At 43.8% G+C, this 23,826-nt stretch carries 22 protein-coding genes; 10 read left to right on the top strand and 12 right to left on the bottom strand.

Features of this window, described 5'->3' with window-relative positions; translation table 11 throughout:
- Window positions 1-138: 138 nt before the first annotated feature.
- Entirely contained in the window at window positions 139-972 is an 834-nt protein-coding gene (locus IEY48_RS10400) for a TIGR03899 family protein (protein ID WP_188919981.1), read from the top strand.
- Here IEY48_RS10400 and IEY48_RS10405 read toward each other — a convergent pair.
- The 3 genes from IEY48_RS10405 to IEY48_RS10415 form a co-directional block, all read right to left on the bottom strand.
- Window positions 962-1,567: a hypothetical protein gene (locus IEY48_RS10405; protein ID WP_188919983.1), complete on the bottom strand. Its 606-nt coding sequence runs from the start codon at window positions 1,565-1,567 to the stop codon at window positions 962-964. The two genes, IEY48_RS10400 and IEY48_RS10405, sit on opposite strands and share 11 nt — an antisense overlap.
- Before the next feature lie 184 nt (window positions 1,568-1,751).
- Window positions 1,752-2,366, bottom strand: a complete 615-nt coding sequence (locus IEY48_RS10410; RefSeq protein WP_188919985.1) for a glutathione S-transferase family protein — start codon at window positions 2,364-2,366, stop codon at window positions 1,752-1,754.
- A gap of 94 nt (window positions 2,367-2,460) precedes the next feature.
- Window positions 2,461-3,138, bottom strand: a complete 678-nt coding sequence (locus tag IEY48_RS10415; RefSeq protein ID WP_188919987.1) for a type 1 glutamine amidotransferase domain-containing protein — start codon at window positions 3,136-3,138, stop codon at window positions 2,461-2,463.
- Between the two features lie 298 nt (window positions 3,139-3,436).
- On the opposite strand from IEY48_RS10415, the gene IEY48_RS10420 reads away from it, so the two are divergent.
- Window positions 3,437-3,883: a MarR family winged helix-turn-helix transcriptional regulator gene (locus tag IEY48_RS10420; protein ID WP_188919989.1), complete on the top strand. Its 447-nt coding sequence runs from the start codon at window positions 3,437-3,439 to the stop codon at window positions 3,881-3,883.
- Window positions 3,884-3,993: 110 nt separating this feature from the next.
- On the opposite strand, the gene IEY48_RS10425 is transcribed toward IEY48_RS10420, so the two are convergent.
- Together IEY48_RS10425 and IEY48_RS10430 are read right to left on the bottom strand one after the other, a co-directional pair.
- Complete coding sequence (locus IEY48_RS10425) at window positions 3,994-4,983, bottom strand: sensor domain-containing diguanylate cyclase (RefSeq protein ID WP_188919991.1); 990 nt, start codon at window positions 4,981-4,983, stop codon at window positions 3,994-3,996.
- Between the two features lie 269 nt (window positions 4,984-5,252).
- On the bottom strand, window positions 5,253-6,557 hold the full coding sequence (locus IEY48_RS10430; protein ID WP_188919994.1) for a metal-dependent hydrolase family protein: 1,305 nt from the start codon (window positions 6,555-6,557) through the stop codon (window positions 5,253-5,255).
- Window positions 6,558-6,665: 108 nt separating this feature from the next.
- On the opposite strand from IEY48_RS10430, the gene IEY48_RS10435 reads away from it, so the two are divergent.
- Complete coding sequence (locus IEY48_RS10435; RefSeq protein WP_188919996.1) at window positions 6,666-7,412, top strand: 2-dehydropantoate 2-reductase N-terminal domain-containing protein; 747 nt, start codon at window positions 6,666-6,668, stop codon at window positions 7,410-7,412.
- Here the strand turns inward: IEY48_RS10435 and ltrA are convergent.
- On the bottom strand, window positions 7,362-8,711 hold the full coding sequence (ltrA, locus tag IEY48_RS10440) for a group II intron reverse transcriptase/maturase (protein WP_188919999.1): 1,350 nt from the start codon (window positions 8,709-8,711) through the stop codon (window positions 7,362-7,364). The two genes, IEY48_RS10435 and ltrA, sit on opposite strands and share 51 nt — an antisense overlap.
- Before the next feature lie 475 nt (window positions 8,712-9,186).
- On the opposite strand from ltrA, the gene IEY48_RS10445 reads away from it, so the two are divergent.
- Window positions 9,187-9,594, top strand: coding sequence for a ketopantoate reductase C-terminal domain-containing protein (locus IEY48_RS10445; RefSeq protein ID WP_229786396.1), 408 nt, complete (start codon window positions 9,187-9,189; stop codon window positions 9,592-9,594).
- Window positions 9,595-9,692: 98 nt separating this feature from the next.
- Here IEY48_RS10445 and IEY48_RS10450 read toward each other — a convergent pair whose 3' ends face one another.
- Window positions 9,693-10,583 (bottom strand): bile acid:sodium symporter family protein, encoded by an 891-nt coding sequence (locus IEY48_RS10450; RefSeq protein WP_188920003.1) that lies wholly within the window; start codon window positions 10,581-10,583, stop codon window positions 9,693-9,695.
- Between the two features lie 258 nt (window positions 10,584-10,841).
- Complete coding sequence (locus IEY48_RS10455; RefSeq protein ID WP_188920005.1) at window positions 10,842-11,651, bottom strand: class II aldolase/adducin family protein; 810 nt, start codon at window positions 11,649-11,651, stop codon at window positions 10,842-10,844.
- A 91-nt stretch (window positions 11,652-11,742) separates the two neighbouring features.
- Between IEY48_RS10455 and IEY48_RS10460 the strand changes: the two genes are divergently transcribed.
- The 3 genes from IEY48_RS10460 to fdhF all read left to right on the top strand — a co-directional run bounded on the left by IEY48_RS10460 (window position 11,743) and on the right by fdhF (window position 18,147).
- Entirely contained in the window at window positions 11,743-12,672 is a 930-nt protein-coding gene (locus IEY48_RS10460; protein ID WP_188920009.1) for a LysR family transcriptional regulator, read from the top strand.
- 103 nt (window positions 12,673-12,775) lie between these two features.
- A complete protein-coding gene (locus IEY48_RS10465; protein WP_188920013.1) occupies window positions 12,776-13,492 on the top strand; it encodes an oxidative stress defense protein in 717 nt (238 codons plus the stop codon).
- A 431-nt stretch (window positions 13,493-13,923) separates the two neighbouring features.
- Window positions 13,924-18,147, top strand: coding sequence for a formate dehydrogenase subunit alpha (fdhF, locus tag IEY48_RS10470; protein ID WP_188920017.1), 4,224 nt, complete (start codon window positions 13,924-13,926; stop codon window positions 18,145-18,147).
- Between the two features lie 89 nt (window positions 18,148-18,236).
- Here fdhF and IEY48_RS10475 read toward each other — a convergent pair whose 3' ends face one another.
- Entirely contained in the window at window positions 18,237-18,458 is a 222-nt protein-coding gene (locus IEY48_RS10475; RefSeq protein ID WP_188920020.1) for a hypothetical protein, read from the bottom strand.
- A gap of 241 nt (window positions 18,459-18,699) precedes the next feature.
- Between IEY48_RS10475 and IEY48_RS10480 the strand changes: the two genes are divergently transcribed.
- Complete coding sequence (locus tag IEY48_RS10480) at window positions 18,700-19,542, top strand: sulfotransferase domain-containing protein (RefSeq protein WP_188920022.1); 843 nt, start codon at window positions 18,700-18,702, stop codon at window positions 19,540-19,542.
- A gap of 81 nt (window positions 19,543-19,623) precedes the next feature.
- Here IEY48_RS10480 and lgt read toward each other — a convergent pair whose 3' ends face one another.
- Window positions 19,624-20,400, bottom strand: coding sequence for a prolipoprotein diacylglyceryl transferase (gene lgt / locus IEY48_RS10485; protein ID WP_188920026.1), 777 nt, complete (start codon window positions 20,398-20,400; stop codon window positions 19,624-19,626).
- A 186-nt stretch (window positions 20,401-20,586) separates the two neighbouring features.
- On the opposite strand from lgt, the gene IEY48_RS10490 reads away from it, so the two are divergent.
- On the top strand, window positions 20,587-21,438 hold the full coding sequence (locus IEY48_RS10490; RefSeq protein ID WP_188920027.1) for a pseudouridine synthase family protein: 852 nt from the start codon (window positions 20,587-20,589) through the stop codon (window positions 21,436-21,438).
- Window positions 21,439-21,484: 46 nt separating this feature from the next.
- Window positions 21,485-22,204 carry a YccT family protein gene (locus IEY48_RS10495; RefSeq protein WP_188920030.1) on the top strand — a complete coding sequence of 240 codons (720 nt, stop codon included), beginning with the start codon at window positions 21,485-21,487 and terminating at the stop codon, window positions 22,202-22,204.
- Window positions 22,205-22,269: 65 nt separating this feature from the next.
- Here the strand turns inward: IEY48_RS10495 and ybaK are convergent, their stop codons facing one another.
- Both ybaK and IEY48_RS10505 read right to left on the bottom strand, forming a co-directional pair.
- Window positions 22,270-22,737: a Cys-tRNA(Pro) deacylase gene (gene ybaK, locus IEY48_RS10500; RefSeq protein ID WP_188920033.1), complete on the bottom strand. Its 468-nt coding sequence runs from the start codon at window positions 22,735-22,737 to the stop codon at window positions 22,270-22,272.
- 10 nt (window positions 22,738-22,747) lie between these two features.
- On the bottom strand, window positions 22,748-23,710 hold the full coding sequence (locus IEY48_RS10505; RefSeq protein ID WP_188920035.1) for a TDT family transporter: 963 nt from the start codon (window positions 23,708-23,710) through the stop codon (window positions 22,748-22,750).
- Between the last annotated feature and the right edge of the window lie 116 nt (window positions 23,711-23,826).

Below are 23,826 nucleotides of genomic sequence, written 5' to 3' on the forward strand. Positions count from 1 at the left end.
TCAGCGATGAAATTCAATCTAAAGTACAGCTTTATTTGATTCATCCATTCACATAGATGGGAATTTATTAACGCCAATACCTGCTAAGATTTTAAATAGTTTGCTTTAAATCAAATTGCTATATTTTTTAGGATAACTATGGCCGATATCGATGTAATGGAAATGCCCGATGACAATGCTCAGGTGTCTGCGCGTAAAAAAGCGTTAATGCTCGGGCGAGTTATCGGGTTAGCCAGTGAAGATGACTATCGCCCTTCTACTGCTTCAATTGCTGAACGCGCCGAACACCGCGAGCGTAAACAACTCAGTCAACATCAGGCTAATCTTGAAAGTATCTTCGCCCTCGCCCTTAACTACACTCCGTCTGATGTGACCGGAGTAGAGCTTGATCCTGACTGGCGTTATCAGTTTTTCCAAATGGCGGAGCAAATCCATAACCGTAAAATGCAAGATTTATGGGCGCGGATTTTAGCCAGCGAAATCGTTAATCCGGGTCATTTTAGTTTGCGAACATTAGCCGTATTAAAGCAACTGACTTTGCGTGAAGCGCAGATATTTGAAAAAGCCCTCGGGATGTCAGTCAAAATCAATACTGAACCCAGATTTAAGCTGTTAAGTGGTTATCGAGTTAATGGTGGGATCACCCAGTATTTCCGTAAACACAACCAAACCAATTTTGGTTTGTCGCAGTTTGGTTTGCCTTATTCGAATATTTTAACGCTGGTTGATGCGGGGATTTTACATAAAAGTGAGTTTGAAACCGGCTTATTAAACCGTAATGAAGAGATTCAATTGACTCTGTTCCATGCCAATATGAGCTTAACCCCTAAAGGGCAACATTTATTGTTTACCTATTATCGTTTTACTACGGTGGGAGATGAGCTGTGCCAACTCATTCAGGCCAAAAATGACCACGATTTTATTGGTGCGATAAAAGTGATGTTAGCCAAAGACTTTAGCGTTAACGGTTAATGTCTTCGTAAAGGTGCGAAAATTTAGCTTTGTGTTGGTTGAACAAAAACTGCCTTAACATCTGCCTGTTTTCGCCCTCGGCACTGATTTTGGCCGCCATCACGCCATTTTCAGTTCGAACAGGTTCAAACTCCATATCAACCTGGGTGCCGTTAGGTAATATAAGTCGTGTGTGCCTTGGTGATTGAGTGTCGAGCTCTTGCGGTACTCTTATGGTGATGCCTGAGCTTGATAATGACAACACTTCAACTAGTTTTGATGTTTCACTGTCGATCACTCGTAAATCTTTTACATTATCCATACGCCAACTACGCTCACCACCACGCATATCAAGCACTTCAGGTGTACCAAGCTCTGGCGTAAACTGGCCAAATTCATCTTGTTTAAGTTGCAGTGGAAACCATAACCGGTAGTAGCTTATTTCTGCCAGCAGGGTTAGTTTAGCGTTACCCAATATATGTGATAACACTTGTGGAATTTCAGTCGCTACGCTAAGTGAATGTTTTGATAATATATTATCTTCAGAATCACCAGAGCGCTCTGGCGAAAAAACATCGCTAAAGTAGGCTAACTCTTCTTTAGATAAAGTTGACATACATCACCTTAAACCAAAATATGACTAAACTGTCACAATATTAACACCTAAGTATTAGATAGAACAAATTTTAGCCAACGAATTTACCTGCTTTTACCCTGTAAATGAATTGTTTAAATATTAAACAGCAAAAGGTGAACCCTGTTCACCTTTGTTTTGAGCGATGGTATTACACCACAAGCGATTAATTATCAGCTTCAATTTGTAATGCTTTTTTAAAGGCATCATGGGTGAGCAATTGTTGATAATATTTAGCAATGTTCGGGTATTGTTCAAACTCACCGTTTTGGCCGACAAGCTCAGCAATAAACGACATCATAATATCGGCGCCGCTTAGGCTGTCTCCCACTAAATAGCGTTTGCCTGCTAATCTGTCATTCACGTAGCTGACCACTTTTGCGGTTTCTGCATCAGCATATTGACCAATAAAACGCGTTTCAGCGCCTTCCATTTTGACAAATATTTTCAACAATAATGGCAATGCAGCCGAGCTTTCTGCAAAGTGCATCCACTGTAAATAATCGACATGGTCTGCGCTGCCTTGGGTTGGCATCAATTTATCCGTGCCATAGGTTTGAATAAGGTATTCGGTAATCGCACCTGATTCAGCAATGGTATAGCCGTCAGCTTCAAGCACAGGTGATTTACCTAATGGGTGAATTTTTTTGAGCGACTCAGGCGCTAAAAATGTTGTCGCATCGCGCTGGTAAGCAACTAACTCATAATCCACGCCGAGCTCTTCGAGTAACCAAATAATGCGTTTTGAACGTGATTTATTTAAATGGTGTAATTTAATCATTTGCTATCCTTCCTTTGAGCAATAAAATCAGCCCAATGACAGGTCACTGGGCTGATTGATGTAAAAGTTAACCTGCCACTCAAGCAAGTTGGGATTAGCTAAGCAGCGCTAACATTTTTTCAGCGACTAACTCTGAAGACGCTGGGTTTTGCCCAGTAACCAATTTGCCATCAACAACGGCATACGGGTGCCAATCGTCAGCTTTGGTGTACGTAGCGCCATTTTCTTGCAGCATGTCTTCAACTAAAAACGGTACAACGTTTGTTAACTGCACAGCGTCTTCTTCACCATTGGTAAAGCCTGTGACGTTTTTACCTGCAACTAACGGTGAACCATCTGCTTTTTTAGGGTACTTAAGTACACCAGGAGCATGACACACTAACCCTAATAGCTTGTCGGTGTTGTAACACGCTTCAATCAGTGCAATTGAATCTTTGTCGTTAGTTAAATCCCATAATGGGCCATGGCCGCCTGGATAGAACACAGCATCATATTCAGCAAGGTTAATTGACGCGAGCTTGTGAGTATTGGCTAACAACGCCTGAGCTTGCTCATCGGCGGTAAAACGGCGAGTAGAGTCTGTTTGAAAGTCTTCTTTGTCACTTGTTGGATCTAATGGTGGCAAACCACCTTTTGGTGAAGCTAAGACAATGTCGACGCCTTTATCAATAAACGCATAGTATGGCGCTGCAAGTTCTTCTAACCAAAAACCGGTTTTATGCCCTGTGTCGCCAAGTTCATCGTGCGAAGTTAAAACCATTAATACTTTCATTTTGTGTCCTTCATTTTGGTCAATATTGGGCTAGCCGTTACTGTAACTGTCATTGCTCAATGAGGTTATTGATTGAGATTAATGCAAAACAGTCGAAAAAGTCGCTATAACCGTGAGCCTTTCTTGCAATAAATCGACTCAATAACGATGACAAAGCCCGTTTCAAGTTGTATATAAAAACAGCATGGCCTTTAGTGGTATATACAAGTAAACTATTAAGTATCAAACACCGAAAGCCATGTTGTACGAAACCGTTACTTAGGTTGATCACATTACATTAATCGCTGAGCGCTAAATTATGAATGAACACCCACCTATTCGCCTTAATAATCAGTTTTGCTTTGCGGTTTACTCTACCTCGCTAGCAATTATTCAACTCTATAAGCCTTTGCTTGAATCTATCGGGCTAACTTACACCCAATATTTAGTCATGCTCATTTTATGGGAGCAAGACGGCTTAAGCTTAAAAAGTGTCGCTACACAATTAGGTCAACAATCGGGAGCGCTCACCCCAGTGATTAAGCGCTTAGAGTCTGACGGCTTATTAAAGCGTGTCCGCACACCTAATGACGAGCGCATGCTATGTTTGCAATTAACTGACTTGGGCCGAGATAAACAACCACAAGCACAATCGATACATAACAGTATTGTTGATCAATGCGGTGTCAGTGTTGATGAGATGGATCAACTCAAATTGTTACTCGATAAATTTAAGGCAAAACTCGTTGATCACATTGATTTCTAGTCTGCACGCTTACTGTGTTGAGCCAGTACGTTTATAGTAACAACAATAATTGGTTGCGCACAACTTAAATTAACAAGTTTTAAGTTTACGGCATGACAAACTAGTGAGAGTTATGCAACATGTACGCTGTTTCTGCCGATATTTTTTGATGAGTACAGCGCTTTGTCTGCTCGAGAAAGCATTTGTGCAAAGGATTTATCTTTTACAGATAGAGTGGACACCCCAATACTAATGGTCACTTCGGGTAAGTCATTGGCTTCATGTTGGCCAGGAAAGCGATACGTTTGCTGAGATATTCTTAAACGCTCTGCTAATTTATAAGCAGACTCAGTGTCTGTTCCGGGTAATAAAATCGCAAACTCTTCGCCGCCAATACGGGCCAAGACATCGGCCTCTCGGATGTGTTGGTTGCATACCAAGGCGACTCGCCTTATCACTTCATCGCCGACTAAATGACCATAGGTATCGTTGACATTTTTAAATAAATCGATATCAATAATCATTAACGATAAAGGTTCAAAATAGCGCATAGCCCTTGCATATTCGTGCTCACTAAATGCATTAAATGAGCGACGATTATACAAACCGGTCAGTGCGTCGGTATTGGCAAGTTGTTCAAGCTCTGAGCGTAAATTGTACTCGTCGGTAATTTCGGTAGACACGCCAATTAAGCCTGTTAACTTGCCTTTTTCATCAAAAAAAGGTTGCTTAATCTCGTGATAAACATGACAGCTACCATCTTCTTCACCGTCGACCATAATATCGTCAGCTATTTTAAGCTGAAGCGCTATTACTTTACGGTCGTTTTTGAGCAGCAAATTGGCAACAGAGTCAGGAAAGTACTCGGTATCGCTTGTCCCTTTTAACTGGTCTTGAGTTACACCAAAAAAGTTTAAAGTCAGTTGATTGGCATACACATAGCGGCAATGAATATCTTTAACGTAGATATATGCGCCAACTTGATCGAGGATTTGTTCGTAGGAGTTTAACTGCTGTTTTTTTGCTTGAACTTGACGATGTTCTTTTAAATTAAGCATCAGCAATACAGCAACAAAGCACAATAACACCATCACTAACAGTGCGATATTATTAATCGGCATAAGCAATCCTTAGCTAAAATCCACATCCTGTGTCTCCACTGTGCAGTCTGTAATGTAACCTTAATGCTGCAAAGACTTTATAGTGTTCGATACCGTATAAACAGTGTTTGCAATTATGAAAAATTTAGTGGTAAAAATCAAACAAATAATTGTGCTAGAAGTCAATATTCAATAATTATTGCGGTGTTTTGGTTAATGCCGCCCCCAAAATGTAAAACTCAGGCAGTAAGGCTATTAAAACACCCGCTTTACTGCCCATAAAAATATCATCAGCGTTTATAGATAACTCCAGCCTTCATCACAAAAGGCACATTTAATAATGCATCAATGTGCTTAAGTGGGCTCGTTGGCAGCGCAATGATATCGGCCTGTTTACCCACTTCCAATGATCCTAGCGAATCAGACATATCAATCAATTTTGCAGCGTTAATGGTCGCGCTTTTTAAAATGTCACTATTAGTCATTCCAGCCTGGCTCATTAACACCGCTTCTTTGGCGTTGTCACCATGATGTGATACCCCACTGTCGGTACCATAAGCTATGTTGACTCCGGCTTTATAGGCCGCAGTGAAATTTTGCATCATATCACCGCCCACTTTGATGGCTTTTGCTTTTATCGCAGGCGACATAAAGTCAGCCCCCGCAGCATTGGCCATCGCAACCACTGTGTCACCAGCTAATAATGTCGGCACTAAATAAGCCCCACTTTGCTTCATCAGTTTAATGCTTTCTTTGTCGGCATAACTGCCATGCTCAATACTGTCGACTCCAGCACGCAATGCTGCATTAATACCTTGTGCAGCATGAGCATGGCTAGCCACTTTACGCCCTAGCGCATGGGCAGTTTGAATCACTTCACGCAGTTCATCATCATCCATTTGTTGGCCTGTGCCTGTATTCGTGTCCGATAACACTCCACCAGTAGAAGTGATTTTAATCACATCGGCACCAAACTTAATCGCTCTTCGAGTTGCGCGTCGACAGTCATAAGGCCCGTCACAAATGGTTTTTGAGGTAAATTTATCGAGTAAATCTGGGCTCATGCCGTCAACATCACCATGACCTCCGGTTACCGATACGCCGCCAGACGCAATAATTCGTGGGCCAGCAACCCAGCCTTTATTAATGCCGTCACGTAACGCATAAATTTGCTCAGGTTTAGCGCCTAAATCACGCACTGTAGTGAACCCTGCAAGTAAGGTCTTTTTGGCAAAATACACACTTTGCATTGCCACATCAGCATCCGACATTCGTAATGCTTCGCTATCATTATTTGGCCCAAGTTCACCTTGTAAATGCACATGCATGTCCATTAAACCGGGCATCACAAAACTGCGTTTGAGATCGACTATTTCAACACTATCCTGTGCTGACGGTTGCGGCCCTGCAACATAGCCTTTCTCAATCGTGGTAATAATGCCATCTGTAATCACCAGCGTATGCTCCGTGAGTGGAGACTCACCGGCAAGGGTTAATAATGTGCCAGCATGGATCACTTTAATGTCTGCGGCTGTCACCGAAGCGCTCAATGTAAAGCAACTCAGTGCTAGCGCAGTAATGTAATGATTTTTCATTTTATTTTTTACCTTATTTTAAAGTTCTACACTGACAAAAAGACTGATATGTTACAACTGATAACAAAAACAATATGCTCATCAATAATAAAACAACGAGGTGACTTAATGAGAATTGCCATTTTTGGTGCGGGTTCAACCGGGTGTTATCTTGCCGGACAACTGTGCCTTTCGGGTTTAGATGTGAGCCTAATTTGCCACCCTTCAATAAAACAAACCCTAGTAGAAAACAACGGCATTACTTTAAGTGATTACCAAGGTTTTTTACAAACGGTTATGCCGCAAACACTGATCACCGACATTGAACAAGCGCCAACAGCTTATGAGGCTTTTGATGTGGTGTTTGTCACCTTAAAGTGTCATCAAGTCAGTAGTATTGCCAATACATTAATAGCCATCACGCATAGCAACAGCAGCATTATTTTTATGCAAAATGGCTTAGGCAGTTTCGATACCATCACAGATGTACTGAGTCACTGCAATTTACTGCAAGGCATTACCCCTTTTAATGTGTTGCAACAACCCAATGGTCGCTTTCATAAAGGCACCGAGGGCGCATTCACTTTGCAAAAAAATGACCACACCAAGGTGATTCAAATTGCCATGCTTGCACAAGAGTTTGGCTGTAGCTTACATCAAGACATGGCTCCAGTCATTTACGGTAAGCTATTGTTAAATCTTAATAATGCATTAAACGCCATAACGGGTTTACCCATCAAACAATCGGGTAGCCGGAGGTATCTAGCCTCCAGCCCCCACACCACCCTGCATGCGGCTCCGCACAGGGCGGTTCATTTAGAACTCCTAACTCACTTTTTGGTTAGGATAATGAACTGCGATCCATCCATCTCTTAGTGAATATAATCCTGCTTTCTTCAGATACTCATTACTCAGCGCTTGCTGTATCCCTGGTGTTTTCGAACTTCGCCATGGACCTTTGCTTGTGATCCCACAACCAACAGCCACTTGGATCCTGACGCCACGCTTAAGTAAGTTTTGTACCTTAGTCCGTGGTTTTCGCCACTGACGCCAGTAACACATACGAACACGACGTCGGATCCAATGGTCTAAATCGACACATCCTTGATAAGCGTTAGCGATGCCAAAATAATTGATCCAGCCTTGCATGTATTGACGCACTTTAAACAGCTGATAACTCATACTCACGCCCCAATTTCGGTTCGTTAGTCGTCTCATCTTTTGTTTGAAAATGTGTAATGTTTTAGCATGCCACTGGATCTTTCCTCGGTTAAATGTAAACCCAAGAAACTTGCTTTGAGCAACTTTAACCACTTGGCTTTTCTGTTCATTTACAACCAGTTTTAACTTAGCTGAAAGGTATTGAGTAATGCTCTTGAGTACTCGTTCGCCTGCGCGTTGAGACTTTACCAATATGATAAAATCGTCCGCGTAGCGGGCGAATTTGTGCCCTCGGCTTTCCAGCTCTTTATCCAGACTATCCAACATAATGTTAGAAAGTAATGGCGAGAGTGGGCCGCCTTGAGGCACTCCTTCAAAGCTTGCTTCAAATTGGTCATTGACCATCACACCTGCTCGTAGGTACTTACCGATAAGCGCTAATAGGCGCTTATCCTCTACTTTATTCCTTAGCTGAGTCATCAAGAGATCATGATTAACTCGGTCAAAGAACTTAGACAGATCAACGTCGACGGCAAATTTGCGTTTCTGTTTGATGATATCTCTTACTTGCAGTACCGCTTGTTTTGCATTTCTGTTCGGCCTAAAGCCAAAGCTGTTAGTCGAGAAGAATGGGTCAAACAGTGGCGTGAGTATTTGAGCAATAGCTTGCTGAATCACACGGTCAATGATGTTAGGGATCCCCAATTTGCGTTTACCGCCATCGGGTTTGTCGATCTCTACGCGCCTGACCGCTGAGGGTTGGTATTCACCTTGCTCTAATTGAGCTTTACATTGTTGCCAGCCGCCTTGTTGCATCCAACGTGGGAAGGCTTCGATGGTCATGCCATCGATGCCAGCCGCGCCTTTATTGGCTTTCACTTGACGCCAAGCTCGATGTAGATTTTCAGGTTCGAGCAGTTGTTGAAATAGATCGCTGTTGAAGGCCGGTTGCATATCAATACGCTGCCGATAGTAATCGTCTGGCGACGTAGTGGGTATCGACAAGTTTGACAAGACTCCTCCTTCTTCTAAATGTTCAGGCCTTCACCATGTCCCAACCATTACGTTGGGCGTTGGGCTACTATGCCGTCTGCTGACTTCTGCTTAATCACATGCCAAGTTACCCCGTCATGCGCTGTCGGTTTCCATCTAGTTCGCTCTTTTCAGTCGATGATGCTGAAAAGCCAAGGCACTTATAAACCAGAGCCTTACTGGTTAATGACCGATCGCGTGTTAAGCAGATCTCCCCAGATAAGAACATGAACTTTCTTTGCACTGCTGCATCATTTACGGTGGCCATTAGATCACGTGGTTTCGTCGTCTTGTGCCAACTCACCTCTAGCCTACGCCTCATATGATGTTCTTGTTCATCAGCTCGCAAATTTGCTAGCGGCTTCCTCCGGACCTAACCTCGCGATTAAGCCCTTGCCATTCGCTAGTAGTTAACGTTTAATAACAGTATGTTATTCTCTAATTGATAAGAGTAACGGTGACCTTCCTACAGAGGACTTTCACCTCATTAGTTCATGCCCATGCTGGGCGTACACAACTGAGCCAACGAGATTGCCGTCGTCAACTCGCTGCGGCAATGACCGAATGGCTCAACGTGTGCCAAGCTGCAAACATAGAATTACATCAATACACTAAAGTGAAACCCAAGTGGTTGCCGGTCATTCTATCGTTACCCAATATGCTATTTACCTTGCTGGCGAAACAGATGCTCGACATTGACCCGCAAGCCCGTTCGTCAATGTGGGAAGACATTCAAGCAAAACGCAAAACAGAAATTGAGTACATCAACGGTGCGGTGGTGCGATTAGGTGAAAAGTACGGCGTAAAAACCCCAGTGAATAGCGCTATCGTGGCGCAAATTCATCAACTAGAACAGTCACTTTAATCCTTGGGCCTAGTTGTTACATGCGAACATGGTAGCCAATATCGCATGTAACAACTTAAGGAGTTAATGTGACAACTAAATTAATGTTCATTGATGCGCTACATTGATGCGCTATTGTGATTGGCTAGATTTTGTTTACTAGTATAGCTGGCATACGCAATAAGCAGCCCAGCCCCTAAATACATGGTTAAACTGTACACGCCAGCAACCACAGCATAGCTGGGCATTTGCAATAAACTGATGCAAATGAGCATCGCCATGGTTGAGTTTTGCAAACCAATTTCAATCGCCAGAGTTAAGCCATCTTTATGTGTCAGTTTTAATAGCTTGGCACTCACCACGCCAATTAACATGGCACCAAAATTTAGCAATAAGCAGGCAATAAATACCTCGTTAAAGGCTTCAACAATTATGGCATGCTCTTGAATGACAACCCCAGTTATCATCAATAACAAAAACACTAATGCAAACCGCCTAAAGTACACTTCAACCTTAATGGCCCACTCTCTGTAATAACCGCGTACAACCATGCCAAACACAATGGGCAGCAGCGTTATCACTAACAAGCCTAATGAAATGCTGGTTAACGACACATCAATGGGAGCACCATTGGCAAAATAGCCAACCGCAAATTGAATCACAAAAGGAGCGGTAAACACACATACGATACTGCTGATGGCGGTAAGACTCACCGACAAGGCTAAATTGGCTTTGGCTAAATGACTCACAACATTAGAGGTTGTCCCCCCAGGGCATGCCGCCAAAATCATCAAACCTATCGCCATGGGTGTCGATAACTCCATGGCTAAACAAATACCCAACGCGAGTAAAGGCAGTGCAATAATTTGCCCCACAAATCCAGTAACAATGGGTGCTGGTGTTTGCCAAAGGCGTAAAAAATCAAATCGCGTTAAGCTTAACCCCATACCAAACATGATAAAGGCGAGCGCAAGCGGCAGCAGTATTTCGGTAATAATCGAACCTGTCATAGATGCATCCTTGCTCGCTAAGCCAAACGGCTTAGCGAGAGTGGTATTAAGCTAGAGACTAATCTAACCTAAGCTCGGGATAATAAACGCCTTTCGAACAGTCCTTTGCCCTGCTAAATGCGTTGAATCGACTGACAATAGGCTAGCTATTGACGCGTCAATTCGCCTTGTTAGCAGAACAAATGAAAGCTTGAAAGTGAGAAGAGATAAAATTTTGATTTTAAATAGTATAAGTTCATCCCTTATCCCAAGTTCAGGTTAATCTAAAAAGCTGTTGTCTTGTGCTAGAACCACTTGATACATAGGTTGGAAGTTGCCCCAGGTCACGAGATCTGAGCCATTCATTTGGCGGGTTTTGGTGGCAATATCATGGCCAATGAGTTTAAGTTCGCCGGCCGCTTGTGCCAGTAATTGACTGTGACAACAACTGTCTAGCATGACAAAATTTGCCGTCGCGGCATCAACCGATTTACCCACGGTTAATAAACCATGATTTTGTAGAATAACCGCGGCATGACCTTGCAAAGCCTCGGCAATCATATCGCCTTCAGACAAGTCAGCCACCACGCCGGTAAAGGTGTCGAATATGCTGTGGTTTTCATAAAACATACAGGCATCTTGCGATATGGGTTTTAGTAACTCGCCAAGCGAGGAAAAAGCACGGCCGTAAGTTGTATGGGCATGAGCAACAGCATTCACATCTGGGCGAGCGTGATGAATACGAGAATGAATCGCAAACGCGGCATTATTAATGGGGTGTTTGCCCTCCATAATGTTGCCTTTATGGTCCACACGAACCAAATCTGACGCGCTAATTTTTGAGAAATGTACCGCCAATGGGTTAACCCAAAAGGTTTCTGGGTCAATACAATCTCGTAGGGTAATGTGGCCTGCTAAGCCTTCATCAAATCGATAATGGGCAAACACTCTAAACGCAGCCGCTAAACGCTGTTTTTCATACTGCTGTTGCTGTTGAGGTGTGTCGAATTTAGGCGGTAATGGCATTGGGTATTTGTCGGTACCGATAGTCATTTTTTTAATTTGTAATGCTTCTTGTGATGTCGTCATGTTGAGTCTGCTTTTATTGGTTTAGTTTGACTTTAATTTAACCAAGCCTAAAATTAATTCAAATGATACTAACTCATAGATAACTATTAATATGCTGCATAGTAAGGTGGATCTTAACCTTTTTTTGATCCTAACAACGGTCTATCAACAAGGCAGCATCACTGGCGCTGCCAGCAAATTGCACTTAACTCAACCTGCTGTAAGCCATGCTATCGCTCGGCTGCGCACTAAGTTTAACGATCCATTATTTACCCGTAATGGCCGAAAAATGCTGCCAACGCCCTTGTGCCAAAAAATCATTCCAGATGTATTAAAGGCAATGGACTTGTTAGATAACACTCTTTCGAAACCTGCCACTTTCGACATTCAACAACATAAACGAGAAATAAAACTCGGATTACGCGACATATTAGAGTCAATGTTCTTTCCCGTTTTGGTACCCGACTTGCTCAACAATACGCCAAATCTAACCTTAAATAGCCGCCAAATAAAGCGCGTTGAGCTTGAGCCATCATTGGCGCAACAAACCTTAGACATTGTGATAGATGTGCTTATGCCTACCCATAAAGACATTCGCAGCAGCTTAATTTGCCACGAACCGTTTTCACTGGTGTGTCGCCAACATCACCCCATATTGCAGCAACTCACCCTAGACAATTACGCCAACGCATCACATGCATTAGTCAGCTTAAAAGATTTTACCATCGACACTGTCGACATGGCGCTCGCGACTCAGGGCATTACCCGTAATATTGCCCTGCGCTGCGAACACTACTTTGCTGCTATTAATGTGGTGAGCCAGTCAGACATGATCATGACCATGCCGAATAGTTATGCCATGTTGCTGCAACAATCTATGCCTATTGTGGTATCGCCCTTACCGTTTGAAGTGCCCGATCTAGCGGTACACATGTATTGGCACAAACAAGCCGATGACGATCCGGTTAACCAATGGATACGACAAAAGCTGCTTGATATTTCAGCGCAGATTTTCCATACACCCACTGCAAATAAAAAATAAAACCCTTTTTAGGTTTTGCCACGTTTACACAGATTAGCAGCACGCTTTTAATCAACATAAGCGTACACACCTGAGCTAGTAATAAGAAACCGCGGAGTTATTAATGAATAAACTATTACTCAACAGCTTAATTTCAAGCACATTTTTTGCCTTAACCGCCACCAGCAGTTTAGCGACAGTGCAAGCGGCCGAATTAAGCTTTGCCCATATTGAAACCGTAGGCACCAGTACTATTGAAGCAAAAGCCGACATGGCGATTATTAGCGTTGCGGTATCAATTGAAGCGGCCAATGCAAAGTCGGCCAAAGATGAAGCCGACGAAGCCGTGAGTCAGTTCAGACAGCGTTTACTTGAGGCTGGTATTGATAAAAAGCACATCCAAACCGCCAATCTTCAGCTCAATCCACAATATCGATATGTACAAAATGAGCCAAAAACATTGACCGGTTACAGTGCTAATCGACAAATCACTGTGACCGTAATGAACCTTAATATGCTCAACGAACTGCTCGACAGCGCGTTAATTGATGGGCTTAATCAGGTGAATAATATTGAGCTTAAATCGAGTAAAGAAGCCGACATGATGGCTCAAGCTCGTCAGGCCGCCATTAAAGATGCTAAGCAAAAAGCAGAATCATTAGCCAAGGGATTTGGTGAGCAAGTGGCCGGGGTATGGCAGGTGAGATATTTTCCAACTCAATCTCATCAGCCAGAAATGTACCGCGCCAGCATGAAAATAAATGCCGACGTGGCGCAAACTTATCAACAAGGCCAAGTGACTGTTAGCGACAGAGTCGAAGCAATATTCAGGCTTAAGTAACCTGAGCTCGAGTTAAGTAACACAGTAACACGTACAGACAGAGCCTAACTGGGCGAGCACGTTACCTCTGTCTGTGCCTGTTTAAACAACATAAATCGGCCATTTTGCTGTCCATAATCATAAACAATGGCGAAAAAAAACGCTTCAACAGGTCTTACCATCGCTATTTTCATATTCATAACACAATGTTAAATATGAAATAAATTCAAACATGCTTTTTAATTACCACAAAAATGATCTAAATCACGTCCGAACATCCCCTAGCCAATTAAACTGAAATTATCAACAGTGGGTGCAGAAGCAACACCAAGGTTATCAAACGCAACCTGCAGAGCAGCATATCCACGCTAAAAATCTCCGCTTTTTGCAGTTATAACCGAATAACGTCCAGCTTGTACGCCCCATTTAATGCAGACTTAAAAGGCTTTGTAATGATTGACATCACCATAGACGGCGTAACCCTATCTCTGCCTCAAGCAGATAGCTTACTCAAAGCCGCCACAGATGCTGGTATTAACATCCCTAGCTTGTGTGACTTTTCCCACAATCAAGCCAAACAGCACTGTAACTTGTGCCAGGTACAAATCAAAAACCATGACGGGAGTTTACGCTGTGCTCGTGCATGTGAAACCGCTCTAGAAACAGGCTTAGATGTGATTACCCAGTCGAGCTATTTAAGTAAAGTGCGCCAGCAAGCACTGAACGACATCTTAAGCGACCACTTTGCCGACTGTGAAGCACCATGCCAAACCGCCTGTCCAGCAGGTGTAGATGTGCAATCTTATCTTTACCACATTGGTAAAGGTGACCATCATGAAGCCGTTAAAGTCATCAAACAAACCTTACCTTTACCTTTATCGATTGGCCGTGTTTGCCCAGCATTTTGTGAAGCAGAATGTCGCCGAGGTCTGGTTGATGAACCTGTTGCCATTAGGCAGCTAAAGCGTCACGCTGCTGATTTAGACTTAAATGATCTCGAGTCTTACGTACCACCCAAAGCACCCGCGACTAACAAACGCGTCGCCATTATTGGTAGCGGCCCAGCAGGCTTAACCGCTGGGTATTACCTGTCAAATAACGGCCACGATGTCACCATTATGGAGTCTGCCCCAAAAGCCGGTGGTTGGTTACGTTATGGTATTCCCGAGTACCGTTTACCTAAAGCAATTTTAGATAAAGAAATTGAACTGCTGACTCGCAATGGCCTTAAGATTAATACTAGCTGTGCATTGGGGCGCGATACTAACTTAACCGAGTTAGTGGCTAATTACGATGCGGTATGTCTAGCGATTGGCGCGCAAAAAGCTGTGCCAATGAACTACCCAGGTAGCGACTTACAAGGCTGCTATTTAGGTGTCGATTACTTACGTGATTATTGCACCGACAAAAAGTTAATCACGGGTAAAAAAGTGGCCGTCATTGGTGGCGGTAATACCGCTATCGATTGTGCCCGCACCGCCCTAAGAGATGGCGCCGATGTCACCTTAATCTATCGCCGTAGTCGCGAAGACATGCCCGCCGAACCCTACGAAATCCACGAAGCTGAAGTTGAAGGGGTTAAGTTCCATTTTCTCACTAACCCAATTGAAAACCACAGCGACAGCCAGGGCCGCGTCAGCTCTGTCACCTTTGCCAAAATGGCATTGGGTGAGCCTGACTCCTCTGGTCGACGTTCGCCTAAAGCCACTGGCGAAACCTTTGAAGAAGCCTTCGACACCGTGATCCCTGCGGTATCTCAACAAGTCGATTTAGACTTTTTAGAGCAACCCGGAAATCAAATAGACACAGGCCACATAGCTCTCAGCCGCTGGCACACGTTCTTGGGGTGTGAGCAAACCATGTCTGCTGGGGTTGAAAAACTGTTTGTTATTGGTGATTCACGCACCGGCCCTGGCACAGCTGTAGCCGCGGTTGCTGATGGTCGCAAAGCCGCTGAAGCCATTGAAGGTTTACTTAAAGAAGGCTTAACCTGTCATTTAGAACCACAACAATTTAACTCACGCAAAGCCAAAAAAACCGCCTCGTTAGCGGCAAACACATACCCCGAATTATACCCAGACACCGCCAGACGTCCGCGATTAAAAATGCCCGAGCTCAACCAGCTCACACGCACGGTTAACTTTGCAGAAGTTGAGCTCGGCTTTAAACCAGACAAAGCAATGCAAGAAGCCATGCGCTGCCTAGAATGTGCCTGCCAGGCCAACACCGACTGTAAATTACGCGACTATGCCACCGAATATAAAGTCGATAGCAATAGTATTGAACAGCCCCGCGCCCGTAAATTTAAAGTCGATAATAGCGCCCCGTTTATCACCTTTGACGCCAATCGTTGCATCAGTTGCGGTGCCTGTGTTGAAGCTTGCCACCAGCAAAGTGGTCATAATGTGATTAGTTTTGCGCCCAATAGTTACCAAGCACTCCCCGATGCAGCAGGCACAACAGACAGTCGCCGAAATGCACCGCGTGTCGGCTTTAGCGCATCAATGAACGACAGTGATTGTGTGCAGTGTGGTAACTGTGTGCAAGTGTGCCCAACGGGTGCATTAGTCGACGCCAGAGATAAAACCCAAGGCACACACCGAGCGCTAACCAAAACCTCAACGGTGTGCACTTATTGTGGTGTCGGTTGCCGGGTTGAGTTACATGTCGATCAAACCAAAAACCGCGTTATGCGCGTCAGTGGCGACAGCGACTCACTGGTTAATGAAGGGATGTTATGCGTAAAAGGTCGCTCTGGTTTTGACTTTTTAAACAGCCCTAAGCGTCTTACCACGCCGTTAATCCGTAAAAATGGCCAGTTACAGCCGGCAAGCTGGAGCGAAGCAATTAACTACATTGCCGAGCAACTTAAGCCCATTAAAGAGGCTGCTGGGCCAAGTAAATTTGCTGCGTTATCGTCTGCAAAATGCACCAACGAAGAAAACTATTTAATGCAAAAGTTTACCCGCAGCATTATGGGTACTAACAGCATCGATCACTGCGCAAGATTGTGTCATTCGTCATCGGTTGCAGGCTTATTCGATACCATTGGCGGCGGCGCGATGACCAATGATATTCCAAGCATAAAAGAGTCTGATGTTATTTTTATTATCGGCTCAGATACCACCAGCGCTCACCCAATTATTGCTTCGCACATTAAACGTGCAGTCAGCCAACATGGTGCGCGCTTAATTGTCGCAGACCCTAAAAAAACCACCATAGCAGACAGCGCCACGCTCTATGTCTCCCATAAACCCGGCACAGACGTGATGCTGCTCAACGCTATCATGCAGCAAATTATTCTCAATAATTGGCAAGACCAAGATTACATTGATAATCGGGTTGAATATTACGAATTGCTTAAGCAAGAAGTACTCAAACCTGTTTACAATCTAAAAAATGCGGCGTTACTTACCGGTGTCAGTGCTGAAGACATTGCCGCGATGGCAAAAATGATTGGTACCGCAACTAAAACAGCCATGTACTATGCAATGGGGATTACCCAACATACTACCGGCTATGACAACGTGGTTTCGACCTCTAATTTACAATTACTCTGTGGCAACATCGGCGTGGTCGGCGGCGGATTAAACCCACTGCGTGGCCAAAGCAACGTGCAAGGCGCCTGTGATATGGGCGCCTTGCCCGATTTTTATCCGGGTTATCAAAAAATCAATAACCCCGCCAATAACGCCAAATTTGCCCATGCATGGGGTAACAGCTCATTGCCTGCGACACCCGGCTATGCCGCTACAGAAATCATGCATGCCATCGTCAAAAATAAAATCGATGCCTTGTATATATTGGGTGAAAACCCAGTGCTGAGCGACCCAGATCAGGCCCATGTGATTGCCGCACTTAAAAAAATTAACTTTATGGTCGTGCAAGATATTTTCTTAACCGAAACCGCCCAAATGGCACATGTGGTACTGCCTGCCAGCGCCTTTGCAGAAAAACAAGGGCACTTCACCAACACCGAACGCCGAGTACAACAACTTCGGGTGGCATTAACCCCACCAGGTGATGCAATGGTCGACTGGAAGGTCATCCAAATGATCGCTAATAAACTCGATGCCAACTGGCAATATCAAAGTGCCAACGATATTTGGCAAGAAATCAACCAGGTTACCCCACAGTATCAAGGCTTAACCTGGGAGCGTCTTGAGCATAAAGTGGATGGTTTACAGTGGCCATGTTTTGATGAAAACCATCCCGGCACACCGGTTTTACATAGCGAAACCTTTTTACGCGGTAAAGGCCGAATGATCCCTGTCAGTTATCTATTCCCGGCTGAAATGCCTGATAGTGATTACCCACTAATCTTATCTACAGGGCGTTTATTGGAGCAGTTCCATACCGGTACCATGACCCGAAAAACCCCTGAACTTGATATTAAAGGGGCGCCAAGAGTGATGATTTCGGTATATGATGCCGAGCAACTTGGGGTGAAAAACGGTGATATGTTAACCCTCAGTACACGCCGAGGCACCATTGAAATCGCGGCTTTTGTCACTAAACGAGCGCAAGTCGGAGTATTATTTTTACCCTTCCACTTTGCCGAATCTGCCGCGAACAAACTGACGATTAATGCATTAGATCCCATTGCAAAAATCCCTGAGTTTAAGGTGTGTTCAGTTAAAGCGGAAAAGTCACAACAAACGCTTACAGTGGCATAGTTTTAATTATGAACGAAAAATGCCTCGTCCTAATTAGGCGAGGCATTTTGTATCACGTTACCGTTAATCATTATGTAAACGATTAGCGCTTATCCATTAACCACTGTTGGTGCGTTCTCGATATCTTTTTTTAGCACAAGCACAACAAGGTAAACCAACCCTAAAATAGGCACTATCGATAACCCTGCACCAATCACACCGGCTAAAATCGGCGATTGTGTTTTACGACGACCTAAGTAATAACAAATACAGCCCATCACTAATGCAAAAACAATAATCAACTGGCCGACCAAGGTTGCATTAAAATCCATTTACCCTCTCCTAATTAATAGTTCGATATAACGCCATAACGTTCATCATTCAAACGCATTTAACAACAATGTTACATCCATATATTACTCACAGTAAAGTGGAGTATTATTTTTCGCTAAATAAGCGATAGTATCGGCACGGTTAACTCTTACCCGTTACGCACTAAACTTGCCATTTTGCTGAATTATCGGTAGTTTTAACCACATTGAAAGACGTAAAAATAACAACAAAGGATTACGAATGGGAAACATACTTTGGGTGGCCTCTTACCCTAAATCGGGTAACACTTGGGTACGCGCTTTTTTAGAGAACTACATTCAAAATCAAGATCAGCCTATCGACATTAATACCATGCACACCATTTCGACTGCCGAATCTGCAGCGCATCGTTATCAAGCTTATTTACCTAAAGATAAAGCCGCAACCACAGAGCTGACCTTAGAAGAAGTCAGTGTTTTACGCCCTCAAGTGCAAGCAGATATTGCGCATCAGGCTCAAGGCACCACCTTTGTTAAAACCCATAATTATTTAGGCGAGTACAACGGCCAACCATTACATAACTCTTCAGTTACCTCTGGGGCGATTTATGTGGTGCGTAATCCACTCGATGTGGTGATTTCGATGGCTAATTACTTTGATTACACCATCGATGAAGCCATTGCCTACATGGCAGAAGAAATGACAGGTACCCCCAACGAGGCGCCGCATGTGCCGCAAATTATTACCTCGTGGTCGATGCATGTATCGAGCTGGACAAGCGATGATACCTCAAAGCTCATTTTACGTTATGAAGACATGCTAGATGACCCTAAAAAAGTCTTCCGCAAAGTTGAGTCATTTTTAGGCTTAAAGAAAGATCCTACAAGGCTTAAAAATGCCATTAAGCATTCATCATTTGCGCAATTAAAAGCTCAGGAAGCCAAACGTGGATTTGTTGAAAAGCATGAAAATGCTAATGCTTTCTTTAGGAAAGGCGGTAAACATCAATGGCAATCACTGCTCACTCCAGAGCAAGTCAAACGCATTGTTGATACCCATTACGAACAAATGAAGCGATTTAAGTATTTACCTGCTGGGATGTAATACTCCCATCTTAAAACAGCTAATATAAAAAAACGTCCTAGTGCAGCTGCACTAGGACGTTTTATTAACTATGTTCATCGGTTAGCGTTGTTTACGATAAGCCATCACTAACAACACTACACCTGTCAGTAAAAATGGCAAACTTAACCATTGGCCAGCACTTAACATCGACTCATGGTAAGCCGCCTGGCTGACTTTAACGCTTTCTATCGCAATACGCGCACTAAATACAGACACTAAAAACACCCCAAAAATGGCACCGTGTTTTTGCTTCATATTGGTGTATTTGTAAATGGCGTAAAGGCCGATAAAAATCAATAAATACGCAATTGACTCATACAGCTGCGCCGGGTGGCGCGGCAACATATCAATCCGTTTAAAAATAATGCCCCAAGGTTGAGTGGTTGGCTCACCTAAAATTTCAGAGTTAGCAAAGTTAGCCATGCGCACAAAAAAGCCAAATATTGCTGTTGCAATGGCTAGACGATCAAGCAAAAACAAAAACGGCAACTTCACTTTACGTTGGTAATAATACAAGGCCAATATGGCACCTAAACCACCGCCATGACTAGCTAAACCACCTTCCCAAATGGCCAGAATTTTAAGCGGATTCGCAAAATAATATCCAGGGTCATAAAAAACACAGTGGGCTAAACGAGCACCAACAATAATGCCCACAACGCAATACACCAAAAGATTATCTAACGACTCAACATCAAGCCCCTCTTTTGTATAAATCCGTTTCATCACCTGAAAACCAGTGGCAATCGCTAACGCAAAAAGTGCACCATACCAATGTACAGTTAAGCCCATAAACGAAACTAATATAGGGTCAAAATCCCAGACGATGTGTTCCAAATTGCCTACTCCGATTGCAATGTTGTTTTATCGCATTATGCTAAAACAACTTTACGACAGATGATACGTAACTGTAGAGAAAGTTTCATCAATCTGAGTGAGGTAAATTAACAATGAAGCAGTAAATAAGGTAACATTTAGTGTAATCGATGCTAAATATCCTGATTGTAAGAGTTAACCCAATTAATGACCGATAAAACCGAATACCATATTGATGTGCTTGAGCACAGTACTGATGCAATTAATCTGCTGGCACAAGCAAGTGGTTTAGGTAAGCAAGTATTAAAAGATGCCATGCAAAAAGGCGCGGTTTGGCATACTCACGGCAAACAAACCAATCGAATTAGGCGGGCTAAAAAGCCCTTGCAACCCGGCGATAAGCTGCACCTTTACTACAATCAGCATATTCTTAATGAACTGGTAGCACCGGCAGAGTTGTTGTTTGACGAGACTGACTACAGTGTGTGGTACAAGCCTTACGGTATGCGCTGCCAAGGCTCAAAGTGGAGCGACCACACCACCATGAATCGCTTTGCTGAACTAAACATGCAGCCACAGCGCAATGCCTTTATTATTCATCGCCTTGACCGTGCCGCCACTGGATTATTAATTCTCGGGCACAGTAAAAAAGCCACTGCCGCCATCGCTAAATTATTTGAAACTCGCGCATTAGAAAAACACTACCAGGTGATTGTTCATGGTAAATTCTCTAGTGAAACGGTGCAAATTGACACCCCTGTCGACAACAAGCCTGCGCTGTCTCATGCAAAATTAATCACCTATCATTCAGGGCTCAATCAATCTAAAGTTCAGGTAAAAATCGACACGGGGCGCAAGCATCAAATTCGCATTCATATGGCCAGTTTAGGCCATCCGGTGGTGGGCGACCGATTACACGGTGATGCCGATAACACTGCGCCCGATCTTAAATTAACCTCGTGTTACTTTACGTTTGTTTGCCCGTTAAGCGGTAAACCCAAGGTCTTTGAGTTACCTGAACAATACCGCCCCAAATTTGCAGACGAGCAGCCGTTATAACGCTGCTGAACACAGCATCTGCTAATTATTATCATAGGAAACGTTTATGCGTTTAATCATTTATACTGCACTGTGCTTAGCCACATACATGTTTTGCCACAGCAGTGTGGCTGCCAGCTTACAGCTACCTAACAATGCCAATACAGTATTAGTCAATGGTGTCGCGACTGAGCAGCAACAGGTCACGTTAGACATCAATACCCCACAAGCTCTACAGCAAATCGCCTTTCGCTATCATGCCCGCTTTAGAGATCAAGGCAGTCAGCATAGCTTTAGCTCAGATGTGATTATTTTACGTTTTGCTGCCAGCGATCAAGACTATCAATTAACACTGCCCAGCATCCGCAGCAAAAGCAGTGCTGCACAGTTTAATGACTCACCCACACTGACATTAACCGACCAGGCTGGTAATGCGGTTGAATTCACTCAAGACAAGTTAATGAAAAAGGGCTTGCAGCTTGGTCGCGATTTTGAACAAGAAATCGCTAAATACAACGCCGCAGCCAACCCAGCTACATGGCGTGCAGCTAAAGTGAATGCGCCGGCAGTTGCGCCCGAAATGTTAAACAAACCGGCCAATTCAGTGGTCACAACAGCACCAGTCGCGTTAGCCATAACCGATGCTCAACCTGAAGGTGTCGCTCCAGTTGTGAACAACAGCGCTGAACAGCCAAATCAGGCCGAAGTGTCTAACATGCTCGATTACTGGTACCAAAAAGCAACCCCACAAACTCAAGCAGAGTTTAAGGCCAGAATAAATCAGTAATGCGCTTTTTATTGAAGGTGTACACGAACCAAGCGATATATCCTCAGAGGTATATCGCTTTTTTATTAGGCGCAAATATCGGCAAATGTCGCATTGAGTAGACGCTGTAAATCATCGGGGTTAAGCGAAATATCTAACCCTCTTTTACCGGCACTGACATAAATGTGCTCAAACTGCTGCGCAGAAGCGTCAATCACTGTCGCTAAGCGTCTTTTTTGCCCTAGCGGACTGACGCCGCCAAGCACATAACCGCTGGAGCGCTCAACCGCTGCCGCCTCTGCCATATGGGCTTTTTTAGCGCCCGCCGCTTTGGCCATTAACTTCATGCTCAACATCGAAGACACTGGCACAACTGCCACCGCCAATGTTTGATTATCAAGGCTCACCACCAGAGTTTTAAATACTTGCTCGGCTGGTAAAGCCAATTTTTGCGCAGCTTCCAGGCCATAGGACTCATTACTGGCATCATGCTGATACTCGTGCACCTTAAAATCAATCTTGTGCTTTTTGGCCATATCAATTGCTGGGGTCATGACGGCTCACTTATGCTGAAACTAATCTTCTGGGCTGATAAAAATGTAAATAACGCACACAAACATAACTGACAACCGCAGTCGCAACAACCAATTCAAACTCAGCTAAACCTCGCACCTGGGCAATATATTCAGCGCCAACATCCATGCTTTGCATCCAGGCTGCTACTTTAAATAATGCTGTGGCCCCAATCACCATCGGGAAGGTAAATGCAGCATAACCAGGACTAAACGGTAAACGCATCAGTTTGAAAAATGATAAATAAATAATGCTGGTCATCAACACGCCAATGCCAAATAGCAAACCAATAATCACTGGCGACGGCTGCGAGCTAATAGTTAAGTACCCTGCTAACGATAAACTTGCTGGTGCGGCTAAAACGGCTAATGTCGGCTTAGCTGCATCAGGGATTTGCTCAGTAAAAATAAGTCGATAAATCATCATGGGTAACATCACGGCATAACTCAACATGCCAAAGATCAACGCGCTATCGGCTATCCACAATAAATGCGCATTACCTGAAAAAGACACGTCTGCGACCACAATACCAATCGGCGGAATAAACCAGCTTGGCACCATTTGAGGTAAGCTAAAGTACTGGCTGCGATGATAAATAAACCCGACTAAAAAGCTGATGTGCAGTATGACCGCAAAGCACCACAATAAATCACCTGCCATGGCTGAGGCATAACCTAGCGAGTTAGATACTACCATTAATGCCATCGCAAAAGTCGGCACCACACTGCCCACCACCGGATGAGCAACATCCTGGCGCAATAAATCATGATGTAAGACAAACTTACTGGCTAATATCAGTAACAATACACTGGCAATCGCGGCACTAATCCACTGGCCATAGTGCTGTAAATCAACGGCATTTTCCCAGCTCCAGCCTAAACTGGCGATGCCTAACGCTAGCCCGGCCATGGGTGTAGGTACGCCCACTATTTTTCGTTTTACTCTGTTTACCATAACAACCTCAACGGCTCTGTACGAGACATACCGCTATATTACGCTTGCACTTTGTTTATATATATCCAATTATACAAAACACATGTTCAGAAAAACTAAACGATTAATCCACTATC

Source organism: Shewanella saliphila, assembly GCF_014648295.1.
Taxonomy (GTDB): domain Bacteria; phylum Pseudomonadota; class Gammaproteobacteria; order Enterobacterales; family Shewanellaceae; genus Shewanella; species Shewanella saliphila.

Bases quoted from the DNA above. Each gene is read 5' to 3' on its own strand.
- IEY48_RS10460 (WP_188920009.1), top strand. From the start codon at position 11,743: ATGCTGCATAGTAAGGTGGATCTTAACCTTTTTTTGATCCTAACAACG.
- IEY48_RS10505 (WP_188920035.1), bottom strand. From the start codon at position 23,710: ATGGTAAACAGAGTAAAACGAAAAATAGTGGGCGTACCTACACCCATG.
- ybaK (WP_188920033.1), bottom strand. From the start codon at position 22,737: ATGACCCCAGCAATTGATATGGCCAAAAAGCACAAGATTGATTTTAAG.
- IEY48_RS10495 (WP_188920030.1), top strand. From the start codon at position 21,485: ATGCGTTTAATCATTTATACTGCACTGTGCTTAGCCACATACATGTTT.
- IEY48_RS10400 (WP_188919981.1), top strand. From the start codon at position 139: ATGGCCGATATCGATGTAATGGAAATGCCCGATGACAATGCTCAGGTG.
- IEY48_RS10420 (WP_188919989.1), top strand. From the start codon at position 3,437: ATGAATGAACACCCACCTATTCGCCTTAATAATCAGTTTTGCTTTGCG.
- IEY48_RS10405 (WP_188919983.1), bottom strand. From the start codon at position 1,567: ATGTCAACTTTATCTAAAGAAGAGTTAGCCTACTTTAGCGATGTTTTT.
- IEY48_RS10480 (WP_188920022.1), top strand. From the start codon at position 18,700: ATGGGAAACATACTTTGGGTGGCCTCTTACCCTAAATCGGGTAACACT.
- IEY48_RS10490 (WP_188920027.1), top strand. From the start codon at position 20,587: ATGACCGATAAAACCGAATACCATATTGATGTGCTTGAGCACAGTACT.
- IEY48_RS10465 (WP_188920013.1), top strand. From the start codon at position 12,776: ATGAATAAACTATTACTCAACAGCTTAATTTCAAGCACATTTTTTGCC.
- IEY48_RS10415 (WP_188919987.1), bottom strand. From the start codon at position 3,138: ATGAAAGTATTAATGGTTTTAACTTCGCACGATGAACTTGGCGACACA.
- IEY48_RS10475 (WP_188920020.1), bottom strand. From the start codon at position 18,458: ATGGATTTTAATGCAACCTTGGTCGGCCAGTTGATTATTGTTTTTGCA.
- fdhF (WP_188920017.1), top strand. From the start codon at position 13,924: ATGATTGACATCACCATAGACGGCGTAACCCTATCTCTGCCTCAAGCA.
- IEY48_RS10455 (WP_188920005.1), bottom strand. From the start codon at position 11,651: ATGACGACATCACAAGAAGCATTACAAATTAAAAAAATGACTATCGGT.
- IEY48_RS10435 (WP_188919996.1), top strand. From the start codon at position 6,666: ATGAGAATTGCCATTTTTGGTGCGGGTTCAACCGGGTGTTATCTTGCC.
- IEY48_RS10430 (WP_188919994.1), bottom strand. From the start codon at position 6,557: ATGAAAAATCATTACATTACTGCGCTAGCACTGAGTTGCTTTACATTG.
- IEY48_RS10410 (WP_188919985.1), bottom strand. From the start codon at position 2,366: ATGATTAAATTACACCATTTAAATAAATCACGTTCAAAACGCATTATT.
- IEY48_RS10450 (WP_188920003.1), bottom strand. From the start codon at position 10,583: ATGACAGGTTCGATTATTACCGAAATACTGCTGCCGCTTGCGCTCGCC.
- IEY48_RS10425 (WP_188919991.1), bottom strand. From the start codon at position 4,983: ATGCCGATTAATAATATCGCACTGTTAGTGATGGTGTTATTGTGCTTT.